21 protein-coding genes, 1 pseudogene and 1 other annotated feature are annotated in these 21964 nt (G+C 64.0%); of the genes and pseudogenes, 5 read left to right on the top strand and 17 right to left on the bottom strand.

The features are described from left to right. The first annotated feature begins 308 nt into the window (after nucleotides 1-308). Both ABLE43_RS21660 and ABLE43_RS21655 read left to right on the top strand, forming a co-directional pair. A complete protein-coding gene (locus tag ABLE43_RS21660) occupies nucleotides 309-1259 on the top strand; it encodes an IS481 family transposase (RefSeq protein WP_348980119.1) in 951 nt (316 codons plus the stop codon). Nucleotides 1260-1676: 417 nt separating this feature from the next. Next, nucleotides 1677-2905, top strand: a protein-coding gene (locus ABLE43_RS21655) for an IS3 family transposase (protein WP_348980118.1) whose coding sequence is annotated in 2 segments (ribosomal slippage) — nucleotides 1677-1962 and nucleotides 1962-2905 — 1230 coding nt in all. Because the reading frame shifts where the segments join, the coding sequence is not laid out codon by codon here. Continuing rightward, nucleotides 1958-2074, top strand: a sequence feature (AL1L pseudoknot). It overlaps the preceding gene by 117 nt. A gap of 339 nt (nucleotides 2906-3244) precedes the next feature. Here the strand turns inward: ABLE43_RS21655 and ABLE43_RS21650 are convergent. Beyond that, nucleotides 3245-4011, bottom strand: a pseudogene (locus tag ABLE43_RS21650) (IS5 family transposase). 450 nt (nucleotides 4012-4461) lie between these two features. Between ABLE43_RS21650 and ABLE43_RS21645 the strand changes: the two are divergent. Together ABLE43_RS21645 and ABLE43_RS21640 are read left to right on the top strand one after the other, a co-directional pair. After that, nucleotides 4462-5148 carry an AAA family ATPase gene (locus tag ABLE43_RS21645; RefSeq protein ID WP_348980117.1) on the top strand — a complete coding sequence of 229 codons (687 nt, stop codon included), beginning with the start codon at nucleotides 4462-4464 and terminating at the stop codon, nucleotides 5146-5148. Beyond that, nucleotides 5145-5462 carry a hypothetical protein gene (locus ABLE43_RS21640; protein ID WP_348980116.1) on the top strand — a complete coding sequence of 106 codons (318 nt, stop codon included), beginning with the start codon at nucleotides 5145-5147 and terminating at the stop codon, nucleotides 5460-5462. The genes ABLE43_RS21645 and ABLE43_RS21640 overlap by 4 nt, the downstream gene beginning before the upstream one ends. 66 nt (nucleotides 5463-5528) lie before the next feature. Here the strand turns inward: ABLE43_RS21640 and ABLE43_RS21635 are convergent, their stop codons facing one another. From ABLE43_RS21635 to ABLE43_RS21620, 4 genes are read right to left on the bottom strand one after another with little or no spacing between them, the layout of a single operon-like run. Then, complete coding sequence (locus ABLE43_RS21635; RefSeq protein ID WP_348980115.1) at nucleotides 5529-5759, bottom strand: hypothetical protein; 231 nt, start codon at nucleotides 5757-5759, stop codon at nucleotides 5529-5531. 8 nt (nucleotides 5760-5767) lie between these two features. Further along, a complete protein-coding gene (mobF, locus tag ABLE43_RS21630) occupies nucleotides 5768-8983 on the bottom strand; it encodes a MobF family relaxase (protein WP_348980114.1) in 3216 nt (1071 codons plus the stop codon). Between the two features lie 5 nt (nucleotides 8984-8988). Further along, nucleotides 8989-11298: a type IV secretion system DNA-binding domain-containing protein gene (locus ABLE43_RS21625; protein ID WP_348980113.1), complete on the bottom strand. Its 2310-nt coding sequence runs from the start codon at nucleotides 11296-11298 to the stop codon at nucleotides 8989-8991. Continuing rightward, nucleotides 11288-11575, bottom strand: a complete 288-nt coding sequence (locus ABLE43_RS21620; protein ID WP_348980112.1) for a hypothetical protein — start codon at nucleotides 11573-11575, stop codon at nucleotides 11288-11290. The genes ABLE43_RS21625 and ABLE43_RS21620 overlap by 11 nt, the downstream gene beginning before the upstream one ends. A gap of 580 nt (nucleotides 11576-12155) precedes the next feature. Between ABLE43_RS21620 and ABLE43_RS21615 the strand changes: the two genes are divergently transcribed. Beyond that, nucleotides 12156-12374 (top strand): hypothetical protein, encoded by a 219-nt coding sequence (locus ABLE43_RS21615; protein ID WP_010409132.1) that lies wholly within the window; start codon nucleotides 12156-12158, stop codon nucleotides 12372-12374. A gap of 180 nt (nucleotides 12375-12554) precedes the next feature. Here the strand turns inward: ABLE43_RS21615 and ABLE43_RS21610 are convergent, their stop codons facing one another. The 12 genes from ABLE43_RS21610 to ABLE43_RS21555 form a co-directional block, all read right to left on the bottom strand. After that, complete coding sequence (locus ABLE43_RS21610; protein ID WP_348980111.1) at nucleotides 12555-13109, bottom strand: hypothetical protein; 555 nt, start codon at nucleotides 13107-13109, stop codon at nucleotides 12555-12557. A 1117-nt stretch (nucleotides 13110-14226) separates the two neighbouring features. Then, entirely contained in the window at nucleotides 14227-15219 is a 993-nt protein-coding gene (locus ABLE43_RS21605; protein WP_037494485.1) for an SLOG family protein, read from the bottom strand. Between the two features lie 580 nt (nucleotides 15220-15799). Next, nucleotides 15800-16222 carry a hypothetical protein gene (locus tag ABLE43_RS21600; protein WP_348980110.1) on the bottom strand — a complete coding sequence of 141 codons (423 nt, stop codon included), beginning with the start codon at nucleotides 16220-16222 and terminating at the stop codon, nucleotides 15800-15802. A 138-nt stretch (nucleotides 16223-16360) separates the two neighbouring features. Continuing rightward, nucleotides 16361-16699: a single-stranded DNA-binding protein gene (locus tag ABLE43_RS21595; RefSeq protein WP_010409121.1), complete on the bottom strand. Its 339-nt coding sequence runs from the start codon at nucleotides 16697-16699 to the stop codon at nucleotides 16361-16363. A 690-nt stretch (nucleotides 16700-17389) separates the two neighbouring features. Continuing rightward, nucleotides 17390-17647 carry a hypothetical protein gene (locus ABLE43_RS21590; RefSeq protein WP_062126514.1) on the bottom strand — a complete coding sequence of 86 codons (258 nt, stop codon included), beginning with the start codon at nucleotides 17645-17647 and terminating at the stop codon, nucleotides 17390-17392. 136 nt (nucleotides 17648-17783) lie between these two features. After that, a complete protein-coding gene (locus ABLE43_RS21585; protein WP_010409116.1) occupies nucleotides 17784-18050 on the bottom strand; it encodes a type II toxin-antitoxin system Phd/YefM family antitoxin in 267 nt (88 codons plus the stop codon). A gap of 268 nt (nucleotides 18051-18318) precedes the next feature. Further along, nucleotides 18319-18795, bottom strand: coding sequence for a DUF736 domain-containing protein (locus ABLE43_RS21580; RefSeq protein WP_024310589.1), 477 nt, complete (start codon nucleotides 18793-18795; stop codon nucleotides 18319-18321). 187 nt (nucleotides 18796-18982) lie between these two features. Further along, the gene (locus ABLE43_RS21575; RefSeq protein ID WP_052192542.1) at nucleotides 18983-19441 is read right to left on the bottom strand and encodes a hypothetical protein; all 459 of its coding nucleotides are present in this window, start codon (nucleotides 19439-19441) and stop codon (nucleotides 18983-18985) included. Between the two features lie 321 nt (nucleotides 19442-19762). Continuing rightward, nucleotides 19763-20284, bottom strand: coding sequence for a DUF736 domain-containing protein (locus tag ABLE43_RS21570; protein WP_167956381.1), 522 nt, complete (start codon nucleotides 20282-20284; stop codon nucleotides 19763-19765). Between the two features lie 166 nt (nucleotides 20285-20450). Beyond that, nucleotides 20451-20978, bottom strand: a complete 528-nt coding sequence (locus ABLE43_RS21565; protein WP_348980109.1) for a hypothetical protein — start codon at nucleotides 20976-20978, stop codon at nucleotides 20451-20453. Between the two features lie 113 nt (nucleotides 20979-21091). Further along, nucleotides 21092-21610, bottom strand: coding sequence for a hypothetical protein (locus tag ABLE43_RS21560; protein ID WP_016510723.1), 519 nt, complete (start codon nucleotides 21608-21610; stop codon nucleotides 21092-21094). A 22-nt stretch (nucleotides 21611-21632) separates the two neighbouring features. Further along, nucleotides 21633-21964, bottom strand: a 332-nt coding sequence (locus tag ABLE43_RS21555) for a hypothetical protein (protein ID WP_348980108.1), incomplete at its 5' end; no start/stop codon positions are given.

Genomic DNA, 21964 nt, shown 5'->3' with positions numbered 1-21964 from the left:
CAGGCAAACCTGCAAAGGACAAAACCCCGGCTTGACCCCCGCCCTAACAGGCAGGCACATACCCCCCGACCCGGGTCACTTCTCAACGAAAACACCGGGTCAACTCTCAGCGAAAATCAACACCATGGACTTCGAGCGACAAGCGCAGGTAGCTTAACCTCGTGTCCACGAAACCGGCAGCAGCTCAAACATCGATATGGCAGCGTGACTCACAACCCATGGCCTCCGGCAAACCCGGCGCGGTTCAATTGGTGTTTGATCCCGTCATTTGATGGTGCATCATCGTCGCAAGCTTGGAAGGATGCACTATGGGACAGGTTCTACGCGGGAGCGCCCGCACGACAGAGGCAGTCCGTCGAGCGATACAGCATAGTCAAGAGAGCCTGAGGGCTTTGGCCAAGCGCCACGGCATCAACCAGAAGACCGTCGCGAAGTGGAAGAAGCGCACGGCAGTCAAGGACCTGCCGACTGGACCGAAGGATCCTCACTCGACGGTGCTGACCATCGAGGAGGAGGCGGTCATCGTCGCGTTCCGACGGCATACGTTGCTGCCGCTGGACGACTGCCTCTACGCTCTGCAGGCGACGATCCCACATCTGACGCGCTCGTCGCTGCACCGCTGTCTACAGCGTCACGGGATCAGCCGCCTGCCCGAGGTAACCGGCGACAAAACCCCAAAGCGCAAGTTCAAGACCTACCCGATCGGCTACTTCCACATCGACCTCGCAGAGGTGCAGACTGCAGAGGGCAAGCTGCGCCTGTTCGTGGCAATCGACCGGACCACCAAGTTTGCCTTCATCGAACTGCATGAGCAGGCTGGCAAAATGATTGCCGCGCACTTTCTGCGTAACCTCGTCGCAGCCGTGCCGTACAAGATCCATACCGTCCTGACCGACAATGGCATCCAGTTCACCAATCGTGCCTGCGACAAGTACGCCTTCCACCACATCGTCGACCGCGTCTGCGATGAGAACGACATCGAACATCGCCTGACCAAGGTGAAGCATCCCTGGACCAACGGTCAGGTGGAACGGATGAACCGGACGATCAAGGAAGCAACCGTCAAACGCTACCATTACGACAGCCATGACCAGCTTCGGCAGCACCTCGGCGACTTCGTCGCGGCCTACAATTTTGGCCGCAGGCTCAAGACACTCAAAGGGCTCACTCCCTACGAAGCCATCTGCAAGACACGGCAAAACGAACCACAGCGCTTCACATCAAACCCGCACCACCAAACTCCGGGATCAAACACCTAAGACACAGTGACATAGTGACAAGTAGGAACATAGTGTGTAGTGCGCTTAATCTTTCAAGCCATACGAGGCAAATATGAAGTTAATATTGGGAATAGGCTTAATCGTTTCTTCAATCGTCGCGGTTCTAGTATCGATTGCACCCAAGGCCATGCGTGATATATCCGACTATGATGAAGAAAATATTCAAAGCTAAGTGAGTATATTTAGAAATATCTGCAAGGAGTTTTTTGTGAAAAAAAGATATTATCATAGAAAAAGATGTTTTTTTATAATAATGCTGTTAGCGGCCGCTTCGTATTATAGTGCAGGAAAAGATGTATTACCAAATGAAAGTGAAATGTGGACTAATTAATTTATAATGTACTGAACCGCCCCGGGTTTGTCGGAGGCTCCAACTCCTGAGAAGGTGGAGCCCATATGAGCAAGACGACGAACAAGTTTGCGCCCGAGGTCCGCGAGCGAGCGGTACGGATGGTGCTGGATCACGAGCGCGATCCCCCATCGCGATGGGCGGCGGTGGTTTCCATTGCCGAGAAGATCGGCTGCGTTCCGCAGACGCTGCATGAATGGGTAAAGAAGGCCGAGGTGAACAGCGGCAAGCGCGCTGGCGTGCCGGCCGAGGTCGCTGACAAGATGAAGGCGCTGGAACGCGAAGTCCGCGCGTTGCGCCAGGCCAACGAGATCCTGCGCAAGGCTTCTGCATGTTTTGCCCGGGCGGAGCTCGACCGCCCGTTCCGGCGATGATCGCCTTCATCGACGATCATCGCGTAACCTATGGGGTCGAGCCGATCTGCCGCGTCTTGCCGATCGCCCCATCGACGTATTTCGAGCGTGTCGCGCAGCGACGAAATCCAATGCGCCTGTCGGCGCGGGCGCAGCGGGATCAGGTTCTCAAGCCCGAGGTGGCGCGCGTGTTTGCCGAGAACTTTGCGGTCTACGGCGTGCGCAAGGTGTGGCGGCAGATGCTGCGCAAGGGCTTTCCGGTCGCCCGCTGCACCATCGAGCGGCTGATGCGCGATATGGGTCTACAGGGCGTGATCCGGGGCAAGCCGGTTCGCACGACGATGAGCGACAAGGCAGCGCCTTGCCCGCTGGATCATGTCAATCGCAGCTTCTACGCGCCAGCGCCGAACATGCTGTGGGTGTCGGACTTCACCTACGTCGCGACTTGGGCCGGCTTCGTCTATGCCGCCTTCGTCATCGACACCTACGCCCGCCGGATCGTCGGGTGGCGTGCCAGCAGGACAGCACATGCCGGCTTCGTCCTGGATGCGCTCGAGCAGGCGCTACATGACCGTCGACCTGTTCACCGTGGCGGCCTGGTTCACCACAGCGACCGCGGGTCGCAATACGTGTCTATCAAGTACACCGAGCGCCTCGCCGAGGCCGGGATCGAGCCATCGGTCGGCAGCGTCGGCGACAGTTACGACAACGCTTTGGCCGAGACGATCAACGGCCTCTACAAAGCCGAGGTGATCCACAGGCGTGGGCCGTGGCGCAGCTTCGAGGCCGTTGAGTATGCCACGCTCGAATGGGTCGACTGGTTCAATCATCGCCGACTGCTGGAGCCCATCGGCAACATCCCGCCTGCTGAAGCCGAAGAGCAATATTATGCTGCCGCAGACAACATCGATATGGCAGCGTGACTCACAACCCATGGCCTCCGGCAAACCCGGCGCGGTTCAAGTCAGACTATTTGAGGGGCCGCATCATCTCCCGGTTTGTGCCGATGACGCATCATCAAACGCAGAAATATAAAGCCTAAAACTAATTATCGCTTGCAAAGCTACAACCCGTTAAGCTATCAAATATGAATAATCAACATTGCCCATCGTTATAAGGGCGTAATGATAAATTCCCCTATGTGTGTAGGGATTGCCCTGCGCCTTGTCTGCAATTGCGCACTTGGTATAGAATTCCCCCGTATTTGCGGGGATTACGTTTATGCGGCAGTCATAAGTCCAGCCTGTATCTGTATTTTAAAGCTAGGCATCGTGGACAGAGGGTAGCCATAGCAAGACTGATGCGAGGCTGACGAAGCCGATGTAGGATTCGGCTGTTTTGTCGTATCGGGTGGCGACCCGCCGCCAATTCTTGAGTTTGTTGAACAGTCGCTCGATCTGGTTGCGCCAGCGGTACTTGACCCGATCATGCGCAGCCGGGTTTCGACGGTTGCGCCTAGCCGGGATCACGGCCTCAATGTTCATGCTGGCCAGGGTGTCGCGAACCGCGTCGCTGTCATAGCCTTTATCTGCAAGCAGAGCGTCGATCCGATCGGCGATCATGCGCATCAGCGGTCCGAAGCCTTGCGTATCATGTGCTTGGCCCGGCGTCAGGACGAAGGCGAGCGGGCGACCTCTGACATCGCAGCGGGCATGGAGTTTGGTGGTGAAGCCGCCGCGCGGTCGGCCAAGCGCCTCGGCCGCACCAGTCCTTTTTTTATACCCACGGCACAATGGTGTGCCCGGACGACCGTACTGTCGATCATGTCGGCGCGACCATCGCGTTCCACCGCACCGGCCAGCGTCTCCAGCATGGCGTCGAACACACCCGTCGTCGCCCAGCGACGGTAGCGGCGGAACACGCTGTTCCACTTGCCATATTCCTCCGGCAGATGCCGCCACTGCGCTCCTGTTCGCGCGATCCACATCATGCCTTCGAAGAAGGGCCGGTTATCACCAGCAGGACGACAGCCACGTCCGCGCTCGGACGGTAACAGCGGCCCGATCAGCGACCATTCCTCATCCGACAAACCGATCCGCTCGCCCAACCCTGCCTCCAAAAGGCAACCTTGAATCAGCGGCCAATTACGCCGTCAAGCTTTGTCCACGTCGCCTAGATTCTGGAGCCAACTGGCAACTGCGATGGGTGCGAGCCATCGGTTGGACGTGAAGGTACCCGATGGTACCATAGAAACGGCTAGAAACCGTCCGAGTACCCAAGATACCAATGCTACCATTGTAATCTCTACGCCTTCTATGGTTGCCATGGCATGGCTACCATACCATAGGCATTGCCTGGCTAGCATATAAACTGCATGTGTAGGCCAGCATGTTAAGGCGTAGAACTTCCATTTCACGGGTTGTAATGACAGGCGGGGCAGTGCATTGGGTACCATATCCAAGCAATGCAGAGGCAGGCGCTGTGTAGCGAATGCAGGCCCTGACCGGCGTAGCGGACGAATCACACGAAAGGCGAAGGAATGCCGGTAATCAGTTTCGCAAGCCCGAAAGGCGGGGTTGGAAAGAGCACGTCGGCTCTTGTACTAGCCAGTGGGCTCAGCGTCGCCGGAGCATCGGTTACCGTGATCGATGGCGATCCGAACAGAACACTCGAAACTTGGGCGAAAGCCACCAAAGAACCCGGCTTCTCCTGTCGAACCCTGCCTTCGGACAACGCGATCATTGATCAGATTGAGGAGGCCGCATCTTCGAGCCAGTTCGTGATTGTCGACCTTGAGGGCACGGCTAATTTGGCAATGTCACGCGCCATCTCACGAACTGACCTTGTTATCATCCCGCTCCAGGCGTCTCCGGTCGACGCAAGGCAGGCAAGTAGAGCCATCAAGCTCGTCGTGGACGAGGGAAGGGCGCTGCGCCGGGGGATTCCCTACCGAATGCTGTTCACGCGCGTGAACCCTGCCATCGCTACTCGTGATGAAAAGGAGATCAGGTCGCAGTTCAAGGGAGCAAGTATCCCGACCTTTGAGACAGCGTTGAACGATCGCGCGGCCTTTCGGGCAATGTTCACCCATTACCGATCGCTATGGAACCTCGAAGACGAGCAAGTAACCGGTCTGGAAAAGGCGCGGACCAATGCGTCTACCTTCGTGCAAGAGGTCATTCAGGAAATCAGGCGACAGAACGCCCCGATGGAGCAAACGGCATGACAAAGGGCATTGATCTGGGGCTTGGCGATCTGTCTGATATTCAGCCGACCGCGCGAGAAGGACGCAGCCCAACCGAGCAGCGGCGCGATGCCGTTGCCGTGGACAATGTCGGGCGTGAACACGGTTTTTCGAAGCCGGCCACACCCGCAAATCTGCCGCGCCGTCAAAAGTCGGCCTATGCTGGCGAGCAACTCCATCAGGTTAGCGTAAAGGGGCCAGTGAGTGTGATGGCGCGCTTTGTCGAATACTGCGACCGCGAGCGACTGCCGTACTGGCAGGCTATCGAGAGATTGATGGATAAGGCCGACGGTTAGGAGGCCAGGCCCAAAAAAACATCCGGACAGGAATGTCGCGACGGCTCATCCATATCGTAGATCGGTTCAGCCGCGAGTAGACTTGAGCACCATCAGCGGCGACACGTCATCACGTTCCCAGCGGATGAGGGTTTGCCGCGAACAGCAAACCATCTCCAGCGAAGTCGGCTTGCGAAAGGCTTGCCCGAGAGCGCACTGCGCGGATGCGATCTCCGAGTGTTGACGGGGTGGCGGGAGGTTGAGGTTCTGGTTCGTGGTCGGGGCAGTCGTACTGATTTCAATAATATCGCTGGTCATATTGTTTCTCAAAGTTCGAGGCCGAGATTGCGCTCGGAGACAGGGGTGAGTTTGACATCGCCGCGCTCAGCGGCACGTTCACCGGATACGGTGGGGGCGGTGGAGGCAGCTCTGGCGTCCTGCGCCACGATCGCACCGGGTAGATCAGGCAAGCCCTTCAGCTCATCGATCAGGACCGCCATCCCCAGACCATCACCATGCTCCCAGCGCGAAGCGTCACCAGCGGGCATGGGTGGCAGATCGACACGCGAGGGCAGGTCACGAAGCACGATCGGCGCGTTGGAGGACTGCTGACCTGCACCTGTTGTCGGAGAAGCATCCGCTGCCGACGAACCAGCGGGTATTGGCGACATAGCAGGGGGAGGGGGCATGCCTGCACGCGCTGCAGCGCCATCAATGTCGAGCCGCCCAGTGGCTTCCATCGCGGCGGTCTTGTCGCCGGGATTGCGCTCTAACTGCGCGATCAGCTTCGCGGTGTTGTCGACGACCATGGTGAGGTCGTCGCGAACGCGGGTGACGCCGACGTTGAACAGCCGCTGGTTGGATAGGTTGGTTTCGTAGCTGGCCATCACCGTGATCGCCCTGTCGGTAGTGACGCCCTGCGCCATGTGCATGTTGAGCGCATAGGCAAGGTCGACCCGCGCCAGCATCGGATCACCCTTGGGCAGCGTGACGATGTCCCTCGACGCCAACTCGACGGTGACGGCACCGTCCTCGATACCGACGATCCGCGTGATCGCGGCGTTGAAAATGCCCCGCTCCTTGTCGTTGGCGGTCCAGCGGATGCGGTCGCCTGCATGGAGCGAGATGCTCTGCAGCGTGGTCAGCTCGAGGCGGTCTTTCCGGTCCATCGGATCGATCCGGCGGGGCTCGATCTTCTGCTTGCGGCCGTCACGCTCGATCTCGACGCGGCCGTTCTTCATCACCCGGGTCACGGTATAGTCGCCGCACTTGAGGTTCAGTTCGGGCACATGGCCGGTGACGCGCAGCTGCTGCCCCGGCGCATAGTTGTGCACGTAGCGCAGTTCCTCGCGGGTCAGGTTGACCCGGTCGTGGACGGTGACGTCGAGCCGCTCGCCCGTCAGCGTCCCCTCAGCGGCGAGGCCGTCCTGGATCCGCTGGTTGATATGCCCGCGCGTCTCGCGACCCGAGGCGAAGACGGCGGTCGCCTCGCGCTCTTCCTTACCCAGCGCCAGCCACAGGTCGGCCGCCTTGTCGGCCGGGTTCCTGTCCTCGATGACGCTGTCGCCGAGGACGCGCAACGCCTCGCCCGCCTTGCCGACGTTGGCGAGTGCGGCGACGGTGCGCAGCGTATCGGTCCGCTGGCGGATGTTCTCGTCCATGCGCGCGGTAGCGATCCCGCCTGCCTGCGCCATCGCGAACGCCTTGCCGGCATCGATCGACGACAGCTGCTGGCGATCGCCGACCAAGCCGACCCGCTCGATGCCCAGCACCTCGGCGACGCGGATGAGCTTCAGCATATCGTTACTGGAGACCATCGAGGTCTCGTCGACGACGATGATGGTGTTCTTCAGCTCGTCCCGCCGCGCCTGGGTGGCCTCGCCCCTGGGGTCGGCGAGATAGCGGTCCCCCTTCCATAGGAACGACGCGATGGTCTGCGCCTCGATCCCGGCACCTTCCTTCATGTCGGCGACCATCTTGTTCTGGAAGGCGAGGCCAAGGACGCTGCGGCCCTCGCTCTCAGCAACCCGGGCGACGGCCTGGAGCATGGTCGACTTGCCGGCACCGGCGACACCCTGCACCGCGACGACGCGGTCGGTGCTCGCTACCATGAGGGTCGCGGCGGCGAGCTGGCCGGGGTTGAGCTCATGCGGACTGGCGGCCTGGAGGCGGGCAGGGGCCTCGGCGGGCAGGACCATCGGCGCCACCTGGTCCTTGCCCGCTTCGATAGCCCCAAGGATCTGTTGCTCGGTGGCAAGCGCGTCGCGGGTGGTGACGCCGGCGTAGGCGACGCCCTGGTGGCGGACCTCGCCGGGGATCAGCAGCCCCTTGTCGGTCAGCTTGTGGATCCGCGCGGCGACATGGTCGATGGTGACGCCCTTCAACCCAAGGTCGAGCGCGGTCTTGGCGAGCCGGTCGGTCCCGAACGCCGCCTCGCGCTGGGCGTGGATGCGGACGGCCGAGGCGACGGCGAACTGCGCGCGGGCAGCAGCCGGGCTGGCGACGATGCGGACAAGCGCGCGGTCGACCAGCGGGTCGGGGGAGGCGAGGAGATGGCCCACCGCTTCGCGCGCGCCCGCGACCGCGCCGCGGATCGCATCGACGCTGCGGGCCACCGGCCCCGCGCCGACCGGCTGTTCGGCGGCACGCAGCGCCGCTGCAAGCTGTATCCTGCCATCGAACCCAAGCGCTGCCGCCTTCTCGCGCCAGTCGCGGACCAGTCCGTCCCGATCCTCGACCGACAGCTTGGGATCGCGAGTGCGGTTGGTGACTTCGCGCAACCCTTGCGCGCTCCTGATCCCGAGCTTGTCGGCGGTGGCGAGGATGTCCTGGCGGCGCTGGCTGAACGTCTCGATGACCTTGGCCGGCACGCCGGCGATCTCGAAGGTACCGTGCTTGCCGGTGGTCCGGGTCTCGTAGCCGAGCTTCTCCAGGCCTTCACGCAGGAAGGCATGGTAGACCGAGCCGATGACGGTGTTGCTCGCCCAGATGCGGTCGGCATGTAGCGCCTGCCATTTGCCGTCGGGCATGCGGGTCATATTGGCGACGATGGCATGGACATGCGCCTGTGGGTCGAGTGCGCGCGAGGTATCGTGCTGGAACAGCGCATAGGTCAGGTTGCCGGTCTTGACCGGCACCGACTTGCCTCCCTCGTCGCGGCGTCCCTCGGCGAGGTTCTTCTCGACCCACGCCATCGTCGCGCGGACCGCCTGCATGTGGACGCCGCCCTCACCGAGGATCCGCTTGTCACCGGCGATATAGGCCATCAGCGACACCGACTTCGGCGCCGAGAAGGTCAGGTCGAAGCCGGCACGCCGGCGCGCCGGGTCGCCGATCTGTTGGCCGTCGGGCAGGCGGCCGTTCAGCACCTGCTCGAACGCCTCGCGGCGTACCTCGCCGGAGAGGCAGATCGCCTCCGCGCCGGCCCCGCCCCAGAGGCTGACGTCACCGTCGGCGGTGTAATATTCCCCGCTCTGGAAGTCGTCCTTCGCGAAGTAGTTCGCCGCCCCGCTGGCGGAGCGTACCGATGCGATCGAATGCATGGGCGTCAGTCCCCCATGACCATGTCTTCGTCACCGCGACCAGCGCCCAACCCGTGTCGTTCATCGATCGTCGCCTGGTCCTCGACCGGCGGCGGGGCAGGGGGCCGTGTATCGCCCTTCTGCGGCGTCGATTCAGCCTGACGATTGCCGCTATCGGGGGCACGCTCGTCCTCGGACTTATCGTCGCTCGCGGGCTTCTCGACCGTGGCGCTGCGGGGGGCGAAGGGATCGAGCCGTTCTGCCGCCTGTTGGTCTTGCTGCTCCGACGGTGTGCCGGTCAGTGCTTGGATGGACGCAGGCGCGGGCAGGGCGGGGATTTCACGCTCCACCATCGCCTCTGCCACGTCGTCTTTCACTAGCTCTGGCGTCCCGTCGCGACCGCCAGCCCCGCCCGTCGTCTCGCTCGTCCCTTCTTCTCCGCGTCCTTCCTCCTTCTTTCGGGTCTTGGGCACCCGCAGGAACCCCTCGGCGACGGTCGGATAGGCGCGCCACTGGAGCTTGATATCGGCGGCGGGGAAGCCTTCGGCGAACTTCACGAAGCCGTGCATGCTGGGCAGGTTGACGATGTCATCGGGCAGCACCAGCGGCTCGACCTGGGTGCGCGGGGTGATAGTCGAGGCGTCGCGGGTGGAATTGTGGCCGTAGCTGTACGCCTCGTCCATCTCGCGGACCTCCCGGTTGCCGATGTAGCGGGCGCATTGTTCGGCGGTGTCGAGGTCGGCGGCAGCGAGGATCAGTTTGGTGCGGGCGAGCGAGGAGAGGTTGCGCGCATTCTCCGGCCCATAGACCTGCACCAGCTTGTCGAAACTATGGAGGCCCAGGATCATCGCCCCGCCGAAATTTCGCGCGGTCTGCAACCCCTGCTCGATGGCGGGCAAGCGGTGGAGCGCGCCGATCTCGTCGAACATGAACCAGGTGCGAAGCGACCGGCTGTGCTTCATCGTCATCAGCGAGTGGATGGCGAGGTTGGACCAGAGCGTCAGCAGCGACTTGTTCATCTCGAGGTCGACGTAATTCGAGCTGATGAACAGCAGCGCGCCCGGCGTCTTCTCCTGCGTGATCCACGCCCGGATCGAGAAGGCGTTGCCCTCCTCGGGCAGTGCCCGCAGCGCCTTGGCATTGGTGTTGAATACCGCCCGGATCGATTCCGCCATGCGCGCCGCTTCGGGCGCGGTCAGCGGGTCGGCGATGGTGTGCTGGAGGTAGGTGTGGACGTCGCTCAGGTCGGCCATCATCAGCGTCTCGGCGAGCGCGCGCGTGGTTGCCTCGCCGCGCTCGATGAGCTTCAGGCACATCTCGATGAACAGGGTGCGCGCGGCCATGACCCAGAACGGGTCCGAGGCCCCGCCGTCGGAGGGGATCAGCGCGGCGGCGGCGGCGGTGAACTCGCTCTCGGTGTCGCAGTCACCGAAGATAGACCAGGCCGGACAGCGCGTGTCGAGCGGGTTGAGGATGGTGTCGCGCGAGGGGTCGTAAAACGCCTCGACGTAGGAGCCGGTGAGGTCGAAGATGACGGCATGGTCGCCGCGCGTACGCATCTGGCTGATGAGGTCGCGCAGCACCGTCGTCTTGCCCGAACCGGTGGTGCCGATCAGCATCGTATGCGCCTGCTCGGTGCGGTACGGGTAGGGCAGCCCGGCGAGGGTATAGGGGTAGTGCAACCCTGCGGCCGCGAGCGCTTTCTGGGTGAAGGTCTCGACCTGCTTTTCGGTCAGGCCGTGGCGATCGCGCGCCTCCTTCAGGAACTGGGCGCGGTTGTAGGCACCAAGCTCGGCGCGCAGCACCGCATGCTCGACCAGTGCGGCACCACGCTCGTGGCGTTCGGCAAGAATGTCGCGGCCGCGCCGCTGCGAATAATCGACGAACCAGATCGCCAGGGGGACGGTGGCGAAGGTCGCGAACAGCAGCGAGCCGATGAGCCCGTGGACCGCCTTGTTCCACGCGCGAATGACCTCGCCGACATGCGGCACGACCCCCATGATGGTGCGCTGGTGCGAACCATCGGACATGAGCAGGTCGACCGCCTTGGTCTGGTCGAACCCGATCCACTCCCACAACCACGCCAGAACCCGCATGCAGATGAGCTGGACGTTGTTCTCATCCAGGGTCAGCGAGAGGATGACGGTATAGGCAAGGAAGAAGATCAGCCCCCACAGGATGAAGGGCATCTTGATGCCGGAAAACCACATCAGCATCTCGTGGCTGAAGAGCTGCGAGCCGCGGGTGAAGTTGCCGGAATTGCGCGGGGTCTGACCCCGCGACGAGCGATGCCGCAGGGGCAGCGCGCGGCCGTCGGAGCGGATGTCACCGGGCATGGTATTTCTCCATGCGACGGTTGGTTTCGGTGAGGATTTCCTCGCGAAACTGGGGGTATTGCTGGGTAATGATCCGGTCGAGCGCGACCTGCGAGAACTCGCTAATCTGATGGTGCCGCCAGCTGCTCTCGTTCTCGTCCTTCGAGAAGCCGAGATAGCGCTCGACGGCGAGGCGCACGACGTCGGACGGCCGGAGCGCTAACCGCTCGGCCTCAACAACAAGACGCTCGCGAACCGTTGGCAGCAGACGAACGGTGAACGGAAGAGTTCGAGACAAGGATCCAGCCTCCTTTAGGGAGGGCTGGTAGGGACTAAAAAAAGCGGGTTCGCCGTACCCCGATCAGGCGGAAATGGCAAGGCATTTCAAACTGGCCTGATATTGCGGTGTACGATGTCCGACACTTACAACGCTGAAATGGCTACATATATTCCACGTACACATTGTCTTACACCGGTGTCGGACAATGTGTACGAATTGTAAGACACCGTATACACCGTGGTTTTAGTGCTACGCTGCTGTATTTACGAGACAAACACGGCGGCGCAGCCGCGTACGGTGTGCAAATCCTTAGGGACTGTCGCGGTGGTGGTGGCATCATGGCTGGATGTCCGATCATTGGACTGGGTTCCGGGAGAGTAAGCGCCGCAGGCAGGCGACCACCGGACTGGACCGAAGGGTATTGGGCGGAGCAGTCCCGCCCCACGACGGACCTGGCCGAAGGTCAGTGTCCGTCGCCTCATGCTGGTCCGGTAAAGCCGGACCAGCGAGCGATTATGAGTGTCGCTATTGTGCCGGTGGAGCGGTGCTGGCATCGTGGGAAATGGAGGCCGATCCACGATCAGAAAAGGCAGGTCATATGGCACGGAGTATCGAGCAGGAACGGGCACAGCTTGAGGCGGACGAACAGCGGCTCAACGAACGCCGCAAGCAATTGGCCGATCGTGAGCGTTCGGAGCTGCTGAAGGAGGTGGAACGGTCGGGGTTGATGAAGGCCGATCCTGCTCAGTTCAGCGCGATCATTGGAGCGATCAAGAAACTCGGGATCGCCGAGACCGTGAAGCGCCTGACCGCGTAAGCGGGTCAGCGCGAAAGCGGGCTCAAGCCCATCATGCAAATAGAAGGGGAGCTGCCGTTAGGCGCTCCCCTTTTCAATGCTTGGGCCGAGTTGGCGAAGCTTCGGTCCATTCAGGCATAAGAATGGGGAGCATCGAGGCGAAGCCCGATGCTCCCCGACGCGATGGCGACTGGAGGGAGGCTATCCCCAGACCATGCGTATCCCTTCACTGGTGTCGGCCTGAGCAGCGAGGGTGTCGAAGCGTTCGAGGTAACGACCATCGAGGCGACCAAGGTCGCGGCGAACATAGGGCTGGCCGAGTGTTTCGCGTAGTTGCTCGATGGGCATGCTGCCGCAATTATCGTCCGAAAGTCGTAGCGCGTCGAGGACGTGGAAGGCGTTGCCGTTCGCGAGATTGATCTCCGCTGCGCCGTCCGGGGTGCTGGCGACGCGCATCGTGATCGTGCGGGTCGCGTCATCGTGCCAGAAGCGCACGTTGAGGCCACGGAACTGGGCTTCCTCGACCACGGCGATGACACCCACATCGTGATCGAAGATCGCGCAGATCGACGCGAGCGACCAGGGGCAGACGCGAGCTTCGAACGAGCACGACACGAGCGGGTCATCATCCTCGTCTTCGAGCAGCTGGCCACGTTCGCGGGCGAAGGCGCGGAACGCGGCAAGCTGGCGGGCGGTGATGACGGCGGGCGCGGCGTCGGCTTTGCGATCGACGCTGAGGAAGAAGGTGATCGACATGGTCTGTCTCCCATTGGAACCATCATCTCCGGTTCCCCTCCCCCTTCCGATCCGTCAGGATCGGCATGGTCGATCATCCTGCCACGGGGTCGGTCCGCAGGACCGGGTGCCCGAGCGATGCGTAGCTGGTGCTCGCAATGCGCAGGCATTGCGGCACCGCGAGCGAGCCGGGCTTCGGTCGGACCGCGCCGGTCGATGCGTAGCGAGCGCGACACGCGGAGGCGTGGCCGCGATGCGAGCGAGACGGGCGCGGTCGATAAGCTAGCGCGATCGCCACCGCGATGCGTAGCGAACCGGCGATCCGAAGGGATCGCCGTGAAGCGAGCGAGCCGTGCCGGTCAGCTCCTGCCCGATGGCATCGGCACGGTGCGATGCGCAGCGGCAGCGCAGGCGATGCGACGGCATCGCCGCGCCCGCCAGCGAGCCGTGCCGATGCGGCAAGCGACATGCCGGGTGAGACGCGCCGGTCGATGCGTAGCGAGCGCGACATGCGCAGGCGTGGCCGCGATGCGAGCGAGACGGCGTGGCCGATCAATGGGTGCGATCGGCACGGCGCGATGCGCAGCGGCAGTGCAGGCGATGCGACGGCATCGCCGCGCCCGCCAGCGAGCCGTGCTGATGCCGCAAGCGTGACGCCGGGTGAACCGCGCCGGTCGATGCGTAGCGAGCGTGACACGCGCAGGCGTGGCCGCGATGCGAGCGAGACGGCGCGGTCGATAAGCCAACGCGATCGGCACGGCGATGCGTAGCGAACCGGCGATCCGAAGGGATCGCCGTGAAGCAAGCGAGGCGTGCCGATTGGTGTTCAACGACGATCGCCCGTCGTATCGGCCGAGGCGTAGCGCGCTGGTCATCGCATTCAGCGATGACCGCAAAGCGAGCGAGGCGATGCGACGGGTGTCGGTATCGACCCCGGCACCGGCGAGGCGTAGCTGGCAGTGGCAATGCGATGGCATTGCCCTGCCGCGAGCGAGCCGTGCCGAGCGGGCAACGTGGCGTGATCGACCGATAGGTCAGTCCCACGCGGCGCGATGGGGCTCGATGCCCCGGAGCGCCGCCCAGGGCGACGTAAAAAAGGGGAAGGACTCCGGTTGCCCGGAGCCCTTCCGTGGGTGCGTCAGGCGCGGCGGCTGCGCTGGCTCGGCTGCACCGGTGCCTGTCCGTCCTTGCGGAAGACGTGGAGCGGTACGCCGGCGGTACGCAACTTGCGAGCGAAGTCGATCTGGACGCCCGATCCTTCGCAGACGATCGCTTCGACGGGACGCAGCGAGGCGATGCGGTCGTTGCGGAGGAACCCGCCCCGGTTGCCGTGGCGCTTGTCGAGGAACATGCGCACCAGCTTGACCTCGCGCGAGGCCGCCCACGACGCTGCGATGGCGTCGGCACCCTTGTTCATGGCGGTGGTCATCAGGACCATCGACGGGATGCGACGCTTGATCTGGTCGAGGCGTTCGAAGAGCTGCTCGTGGTCGTGCCATTCCATGCCGCCCGAGAAGGCGACAATCGGGCCGCTCGGGTTGTGCTCGTCCCGACGCTTTGCCGCGCGCGCCGCCAGATAGTCGGCACCGTCGATCATCGAGGCGGTCAGCTTGGACGACACCCGGCTGCCGCGGACGGTCGAGAAGGGCCGTCCGGTCTCGACGCGATACACGTTGCCGGCGTGGTCGCGCATGCACCGCATCGCCTCGGCGCAATTCTCGAGGGTCTGGCAGAGCAGCTGGGTCTCTTCGAGCTCCACCGCGTAGATCTCCGAGGGGTCGTAGCTGCGCACCAGGTCGCCAAGTTTCTTGGCGGCGTCATCCTCACGGCCCTCGATGCGCTTGGCCACCATGTGGAAGCTGTTGACGAAGCCCCATGCGAGGTCGGCGGCGAACTCCTCCATGCGAGTGTCGCGGAACACGTCGAACATCGTCGCCAGCATCTGCTCGACGGCGTGTGCGGCCTGCTCCGGGTCGGGCATGTCCAGCTTCTCGGCTTCGCTGACGATGGAAAGCTTCGCCATCTCGCTCGCCTCGATGAACGCCCCCTGATAGGTCTCGGTGGTGTGCTCGTCGGCGCGGCGCTCGTTGATCGCGCGGCCCATGTCGTTGAAGTTGCTGTACTTGGTCATGATAGCCTCCATGAGTTGAAAATCTCACCTTCTCTCGGTGAGGAATCTCATCCGGCATGCGGCGGTCAGGGCGGTCAGGGACGTTAACCGGGAAGCCGCGGCCCGCAGGGTCGCGGACCCCGGTTAACGCTCGCGCGCGGGGGAGCCGATTTTCTCGTGGGGCCGCCTTCTTCAGGCGGTCGCGCGTGAAAATTGGGGGGACCGCGCGTCCTTGACGGCCCGCCAACCCCGCATGCCAGACTTCCTCATCACAGAGAGAGAAAATATTATGTTGTGGTGGGCACGCCGGGTCGGACCGAGCACGGGCGGCGGTGATGCGCCGGCACGGCGCAGCGCCGTAGAGGCAGCGCCAGTGAGCCCGAGAGGGCGAACCAGCTGCCGTCGCCCGCGCGCAGGACGCCCGGCGCCGGCATAGGGATCGTCACCCGCAGGGCGGAGACCCCGCCAGGGGGCTCCGTGAGGCCCGCCAGGGCCGAATAGAGCCCGGTCCCGCCCACAAGGCGGGACGCCCCGCCCTGCTCTCCTACGACGCTCTCGCAGCCATCACAGCAGGCACAGCAGGCACAGCAGCACAGCAGGATCAGTCCCAATCATACTGACCGCCGTCATCCCCGATATCATAATCCGGCATTTCCTGGATTCCCGGATCATCCGGGTCGCGGTTGGCATCGGCGTCATCGGCGTGCGGGTCGGTGATTTCCGGCTCGACGGCGCTGTCATCGTCAAGCCAGCAGGGACGCGGGCAATGGAGCAGCTGGTGACCGCGATGGACGAAGGGCTGGCCGTTCATCAGGACGGGTCGCTCGGCGAGACGCCGGCAGGGTTCGTTGCGGCGGTTGCGAAAGCCGCACGGCACCGCCAGCGGCGCGAGCGCGACGGCATCGCCGTCGTGGTCGCCGCTGGCGGGTGCCGGCTCGTCGACCCGAGCGACCGGGGCCGGTGCCGCAGGTATCGGCTCGGGCGCGAACGGGTCGCCGTCGAACATGTCGCGCTGGACGGTCATGGTGCCGGACCTTTCAGGTGAGCGCGCGCTGGCGCAAGGCCGCGGTGCGAAGCACCGTGGGCGAGGCGTCCTGCGCGGGCGATGATGAAGCATGCGCGAAGGGCGACGCCCGCAGGCGCCGCCCGGTTCGCTGGCCGGTCAGTAGAACTCGGCGCGATCGGCGATGATCTCGCAGCCGTAGCGGTCGTTGCCGTCGCTGTCCTGCCAGCGGGTGTAGTGCAGGCGTCCCTCGATGGCGATGAGGTCGCCCTTCTTGCGGTTGCCGGCGATCGCCTTGGCGAGGCCGTTGAAGCAGGTGACCTTGTGGTATTCGGTCTCCTTGACGGTGAAGCCGTCGTCGCCTTTGTAGGTGTGGCCGTCCTTGTTGAGCTTCGGGCGATCGGTCGCCACGAAGATGGTCGCGACGCTGGTGGCGCGATTGACTTCGCGCAGTTCGGGGGTGCGGGTCAGGCGGCCGACGAGGTTCACGTTGTTCATGGCATTGCCTCCTTGGGTTGGTCGGCGGTCCGTCCGCCGGTGTCACCTGAAGGGCGTCGCGGTTCGGGGCGTCGCACCGGAGGGCGAGCTGGGCCGGCGCGCAGGCGGCGGGCCTGGTCGACCGGAGGGGAACCCCTTTTGCAGGGGTGGTGCGGGCAGCCGCGCGAAGCGCGGCAACACGGCCCTGCCAAAGGGGTTGCGAGGCCCCGGGGCGCGGCGCAGGTGACACGAAACGGCGGATGGGCCGTCGATCAGCCCAAGGTTCCCGCAGGCATTACCATGGACAAACCTCGTGAACCGCTCATGTCGGTCGCCTGACCCGTACCCCCGAACGACCCGGCGCGAAGGCAGGCGTGCCGCCAGCGTCGCTCGCTGACCGACGTGGTGCCGCTCCGAAGCTCGACAAGGACGGCCGCGCCCGGGCGACGACGCACCGGCAAGGAGACCGGATGCCGCAAGGTCGCCCGACGGCCGACCCTCGCCAGGGCGATCGCCGGCAACCGCATCGGACCTGGGCGTCCTCATCGCCATAGGGGGCAAACGCCTGCCGATACCCGCTGGCAGAACAGCGACGGCTTTACGCGCCGCCCGGCTGCGGGATCATCGCCGATCGTGATGATCTTTCCACTCGGCCAGCGAACCGGGCTGTGTCTGCGGGCGCCGCCCTTCGGGTTGGCGAGGATCGATCGCCTACTCGGTTCGCCGGGTGGGGGTGATCCGATGCTCGACGATCAGCGCCGCGACACGTTGTACGATGCGGCTCGGCACCTCGGCGATGATGGTGCTACCGTCGTTACCGGCGCGAACGTCGGGTCCGACCCATGCGAAATCGTTCACGTCGTCCCACACGATGCGTGATCGGTCATCGAGGCCGAAGGCCTCAATGAATCGCGGCGGCAGAGGGATGGATGCAGCCGGTGAATAATCGCGCGTCGTCAGTGGCACCATCAGGACACGGAGCCTTCCGGCTGAGCGATAGCTGCCAACCACCATGCAGGGGCGGAGTTTCGAGCCGTCCTCGTCGCCCCGGTTATGTTCATGCCGCCAGAGGTAGAAATACCAGATCAGGTCACCGGCTTGCGGTTCAATCGACGTACTGATCGTTCTGGACGGACCCGGCGCTGGGCGTCGCGGTCCTGATGGCGTGGATGGCTTCATCGCTCAACTCCTGCGGCGAGAGCGCGAGGTGATCGAGGCGGGACAAGCGTTCGAACTCGGAGGCGGGTAGCATGACCACGCGGGCAGCGCCGTTGCGCTCGATCGCGATCGGATGCGTCATCGCCTCGTCGTAATAGAAGCCGAACCGCTTCGACACGTCGGTCGATCTGGCCTTTTCGATTGTAGGGGTCATGGTTTCCCTCATCTTTCGTTACGCGGCCGGGGATCGATTAAGCCCTGCGTCCCTCCAGGATGGGACCCTCATCTGGTCCTGCCAATGTTGTAACGGCCATCTTTCTGTTACATGGGAATCCGTATCTTCCGTAAAACGGAAGACAATCCGTACACCACGGACCGCGCGGCTGCAACAGGCACTAACGGCAACAGGGACCGCTTCGGCGATGAAGCGATCCCCGTCGAGGTGGCGATACGGGCGACGCGTCAGCGCCGCCCGATGCCGGTCAGACCCTCTCGTCGACCGGCGCGGTGCTGGCACCCAGCCCGTCTCCGGTGTCATCGCCTGCGCCCGAGGTCGCCACGTCACGGCCATCGGCGGTGAAAGGCAGCGCGGGTTCGCCATCGTCCGCCTTGACCCCGAGCGCGGCACCGACGTCGCGGCGCTTCTGGGCGCGCTGCCACACGACGTTGTACGAGCCGTCGTCCTGGCGGAAGGCCGAGACCTGGAGCGGCGCGGCGAGCGACGGATCGTCGATGCGGCCGTTGAGGAACGCCTCGCCGGTGTTGTTGGAGGTGAGTTCAAAGAACGCGCCGACCTGCACCCACGTCCGGCCCGGGGTGAGCGCATGGATCTCGTAGCGCGGGGCGCGCGGATTGGACGACTGGACCGGCTTCAGCGCGATCGTCATCGCGACCGCGAGGGTGGAAATGCGGCCCATGAAGATGCCCGCGTCGTTCTGCTTGATCTGACCGATGTTCATGACGTGTCTCCTGATGTCGTGCTGGACCCCATGTCCTCGACACCGATCTTCAATCCTCCTCCCCTCCCCGGCCCTTCGGCCGGGCAGGGCGCGATGAGCGCCCCTCACCGACCGCGTTCTTCACGCGGACGGTGGTGCGTGCGGGACGCGGATCGGGCTAGGTCAGGAGGATGTGCCGATGGCGCTGTTAGCTATCGGTCTCAGGCTTTCCCGGGACGATGGAGAGCGCAGGCGGTTTGAAGCCACCCAACCGGAAGTGCTCACCGATCGCGGCGAGGTCACCTAGAGCATTGTATTCCTGAAGCGTCAGCACGACGCTTTCGTTGTCGTCGGCCGAGAATATCGCGCGCGGACCATGACCTGGCCAGACCCGAACCTCGGGCGAGAACGACCCGGGCGAGCCTCCCGACCACGTCCTGAACGGAAGGTCGTTGGTGCAGCAGAAGTCCTCGATATCCTCGATATTGCCGTTCTGGACCTCGTGAGCATGGAGGCGCAGGGGTTCGCCGGATGTAACGGATTCAAGCGGTTCTCCCCCCCATTCGGTCGAGAGGCCGTAGAAATCGGCGAGTTTGTACAGTTCGGGCAGTCGATCGGCGGGAAGTTTCCCCCCGATCGTAATGGAGACGGAGACGCGGTCGGCCATGTCGGGACCTCGTGATGAAGTGGACGTGCCGGTCCCGCGAGCGGTGTCATCACCATTCGCCCGGCTATCCATTCATCACCCCCTTCCCTTGAGCGTGGCCCAGGTTCGAACTGCGATATCCTGTGCTTATACGGCGATAAAGCGAAGGAATAGCTAAATTATCGATCCGATACGGTGTTGAATCGGGACTGGAGCCCATGAAGCAAAAAAAGGGCGACGCCGTGTGCCGGCGTCGCCCCGAGTTTCGGCGTGCGGGAGCGAAAGGGGGCGCGCCCGTGCGCCATGCGGTGCCGTGAGGGAGTGCACGGCACCGGGGGTGGATCAGGCGTCCTCGGCGACGCGCTGGCGGCGACCGCGGCCCTTGCCGATCGGCTCCTCGACCGGGGCGGTGGTTTCGCCCAGGCCGTTGTCGGTGGTGCCCGCATCGTGATCGGGGCCGTTGCCGACCGGGCCGCCATCGGCGCCGAACGGCGGCGACAGATCGTCATCCGCCTTGACGCCGAGCGCGGCACCGACATCGCGGCGCTTCTGGGCGCGCTGCCACACGACGTTGTACGAGCCGTCGTCCTGGCGGAAGGCCGAGACCTGCAGCGGCGCGGCGAGCGACGGATCGTCGATGCGGCCGTTCAGGAACGCCTCGCCGGTGTTGTTCGAGGTGAGTTCGAAGAACGCCCCGACCTGCACCCACGTCCGGCCCGGGGTGAGCGCGTGGATCTCGTAGCGCGGCGCGCGCGGGTTGGACGACTGGACCGGCTTGAGCGCGATCGTCATCGCGACGGCGAGGGTGGAAATGCGGCCCATGAAAATGCCCGCGTCGTTCTGCTTGATCTGACCGATGTTCATGACGTGTCTCCTGTGATGTCGTGCTGGACCCCATGTCCTCGACACCGATCTTCAATCCTCCTCCCCTCCCCGGCCCTTCGGCCGGGCAGGGCGCGATGAGCGCCCCTCACCGACCGCGTCTTCACGCGGACGGTGGATCGTGCGGCAGGCGGACCGGGCCTGCCGATCATCGGCCGATCTTGTCGGTCAGGGCGGTGCCGATATCGGCGTGTGCCGCGGCGAGCGCGCCGATCGCGCGGCTGACGACGTCGGTCGCCTCGTCGCTCGGATCGATGCACCAGCATTTGCCGGCGTGGCGGATGTCGATCAGCCGGTCGGACTTGTTGTCGATCCCGAACGTGTAGCCTTGACGCTGGTCGAAGCCGGCGACGGTGACGTCGGTCGTTTTGGCCTTGATCGTGACGACGGGCGCGACCGCGGGGGTCAGCAGCACGGTATCGCGCGGCGTTTGCGCCTGTGGGACCAGCGCGGGTGCGGGCGGCTTGCCGAGCGACGGCATCTTCGGGATCGGCACGAGGCCGTTCACGGCGTCCTGCGCCATGTCGGCCGCCATCGCGGTCGCCATGAAGATGGCGGTGCGCGCCAGATCCTGGGCGATGGCCTCGCGGTGCGGCTCGGTCAGCGTGGGGAGGAGGTGGCAGAGTTTGGTGTCGAGCGCGAAGGCGACGGGCTCGGCGTTGGGATCGATGCACATGATCGTGACCTTTCGGCAAAATGCCCGGACCCCATGTCCAGGATGCCGATCCGGTCCCTCTCTCCTTCCGGCGCAGCCGGTGCCGGCATCGTCGCGAGGCGATGCCGTGCCGTTCAGCGAGGCGGTCGCGGATGTCGCATGAGGCGCTTCCGGGCGGCCGACAGATGATCGATCGAGCGTTGCAGGAAGAAGGCGTGCGCGCTGTCGGATTCGAGTGTCCCCAACCGGCGTTCGAGCGCCGTGATACGGTGGTCGATCGCATCGATCGTCAGCATGATATCGTCGAACGAGAGCGCGACGACGGTCTGCGGATAGGGATAGGGCAGCGCCGGCGCGACGAAGGCGAGGAAATGCGGCTGCACGGGCAGGTGGTGTAGCAGGGCGATCGCGACCGCGCGGCGGATCTGGCAGGCGTCGTGAACGAGTTCCGTCAGTAGCGTGTCCATCGCCATCGGGCGGACAATCCTCAGCGCGCCGGGGTCGAGGGTAACGGCGATCGGATCGGTCGAGGCGAGGCCGATCACGCCTTCCGACAGGATGGCGAGAACGTCTCCTTTCTCGATGCAGGGACCGTCATCGAGACAGGCGTCATGCGCGGCCTCGCTGGTGTCGAAATAATGGACGCGATACATGGGCTGGTCCCTTTCTGCTGGGTCAGGAATATTCCGGGCGACGTGCGGGAAACCGCGTGAGCGGGAGGCCGGAGAAGCTGAGGGCGCGGAAGCGTCCGCCGGTGTAGGCAGCCGAATCCACCGGCGGGCGATGCCGCTGCAGGCGCTCGAGCAGCTGGTTGGCGCGGCGCATCGTCGCGATCGCGGCCGCGTCATGGTAATTGACGGCGACCACGCGGACGAAGGTGCCGGTGTCGTACCGTAGGGTAGGCAGGGTGGCGTCTACGAGAGAACACCCCACTGCCCCCCTCCGAACCGGACGTGCAACTTTCACTGCATCCGGCTCTCCGCTCCGGGCACTGTAGAACGAAAGTC

Origin of the sequence: Sphingomonas silueang, from assembly GCF_040049155.1 — a bacterium.
Lineage (GTDB): Bacteria > Pseudomonadota > Alphaproteobacteria > Sphingomonadales > Sphingomonadaceae > Sphingomonas > Sphingomonas silueang.
This window is presented reverse-complemented; position numbering and strand designations above follow the sequence as displayed.

Coding starts and splice junctions, on each gene's coding strand:
- ABLE43_RS21660 (WP_348980119.1), top strand. CDS start 309: ATGGGACAGGTTCTACGCGGGAGCGCCCGCACGACAGAGGCAGTCCGT.
- ABLE43_RS21645 (WP_348980117.1), top strand. CDS start 4,462: ATGCCGGTAATCAGTTTCGCAAGCCCGAAAGGCGGGGTTGGAAAGAGC.
- ABLE43_RS21640 (WP_348980116.1), top strand. CDS start 5,145: ATGACAAAGGGCATTGATCTGGGGCTTGGCGATCTGTCTGATATTCAG.
- ABLE43_RS21635 (WP_348980115.1), bottom strand. CDS start 5,759: ATGACCAGCGATATTATTGAAATCAGTACGACTGCCCCGACCACGAAC.
- mobF (WP_348980114.1), bottom strand. CDS start 8,983: ATGCATTCGATCGCATCGGTACGCTCCGCCAGCGGGGCGGCGAACTAC.
- ABLE43_RS21625 (WP_348980113.1), bottom strand. CDS start 11,298: ATGCCCGGTGACATCCGCTCCGACGGCCGCGCGCTGCCCCTGCGGCAT.
- ABLE43_RS21615 (WP_010409132.1), top strand. CDS start 12,156: ATGGCACGGAGTATCGAGCAGGAACGGGCACAGCTTGAGGCGGACGAA.
- ABLE43_RS21610 (WP_348980111.1), bottom strand. CDS start 13,109: ATGTCGATCACCTTCTTCCTCAGCGTCGATCGCAAAGCCGACGCCGCG.
- ABLE43_RS21605 (WP_037494485.1), bottom strand. CDS start 15,219: ATGACCAAGTACAGCAACTTCAACGACATGGGCCGCGCGATCAACGAG.
- ABLE43_RS21600 (WP_348980110.1), bottom strand. CDS start 16,222: ATGACCGTCCAGCGCGACATGTTCGACGGCGACCCGTTCGCGCCCGAG.
- ABLE43_RS21595 (WP_010409121.1), bottom strand. CDS start 16,699: ATGAACAACGTGAACCTCGTCGGCCGCCTGACCCGCACCCCCGAACTG.
- ABLE43_RS21590 (WP_062126514.1), bottom strand. CDS start 17,647: ATGGTGCCACTGACGACGCGCGATTATTCACCGGCTGCATCCATCCCT.
- ABLE43_RS21585 (WP_010409116.1), bottom strand. CDS start 18,050: ATGACCCCTACAATCGAAAAGGCCAGATCGACCGACGTGTCGAAGCGG.
- ABLE43_RS21580 (WP_024310589.1), bottom strand. CDS start 18,795: ATGAACATCGGTCAGATCAAGCAGAACGACGCGGGCATCTTCATGGGC.
- ABLE43_RS21575 (WP_052192542.1), bottom strand. CDS start 19,441: ATGGCCGACCGCGTCTCCGTCTCCATTACGATCGGGGGGAAACTTCCC.
- ABLE43_RS21570 (WP_167956381.1), bottom strand. CDS start 20,284: ATGAACATCGGTCAGATCAAGCAGAACGACGCGGGCATTTTCATGGGC.
- ABLE43_RS21565 (WP_348980109.1), bottom strand. CDS start 20,978: ATGTGCATCGATCCCAACGCCGAGCCCGTCGCCTTCGCGCTCGACACC.
- ABLE43_RS21560 (WP_016510723.1), bottom strand. CDS start 21,610: ATGTATCGCGTCCATTATTTCGACACCAGCGAGGCCGCGCATGACGCC.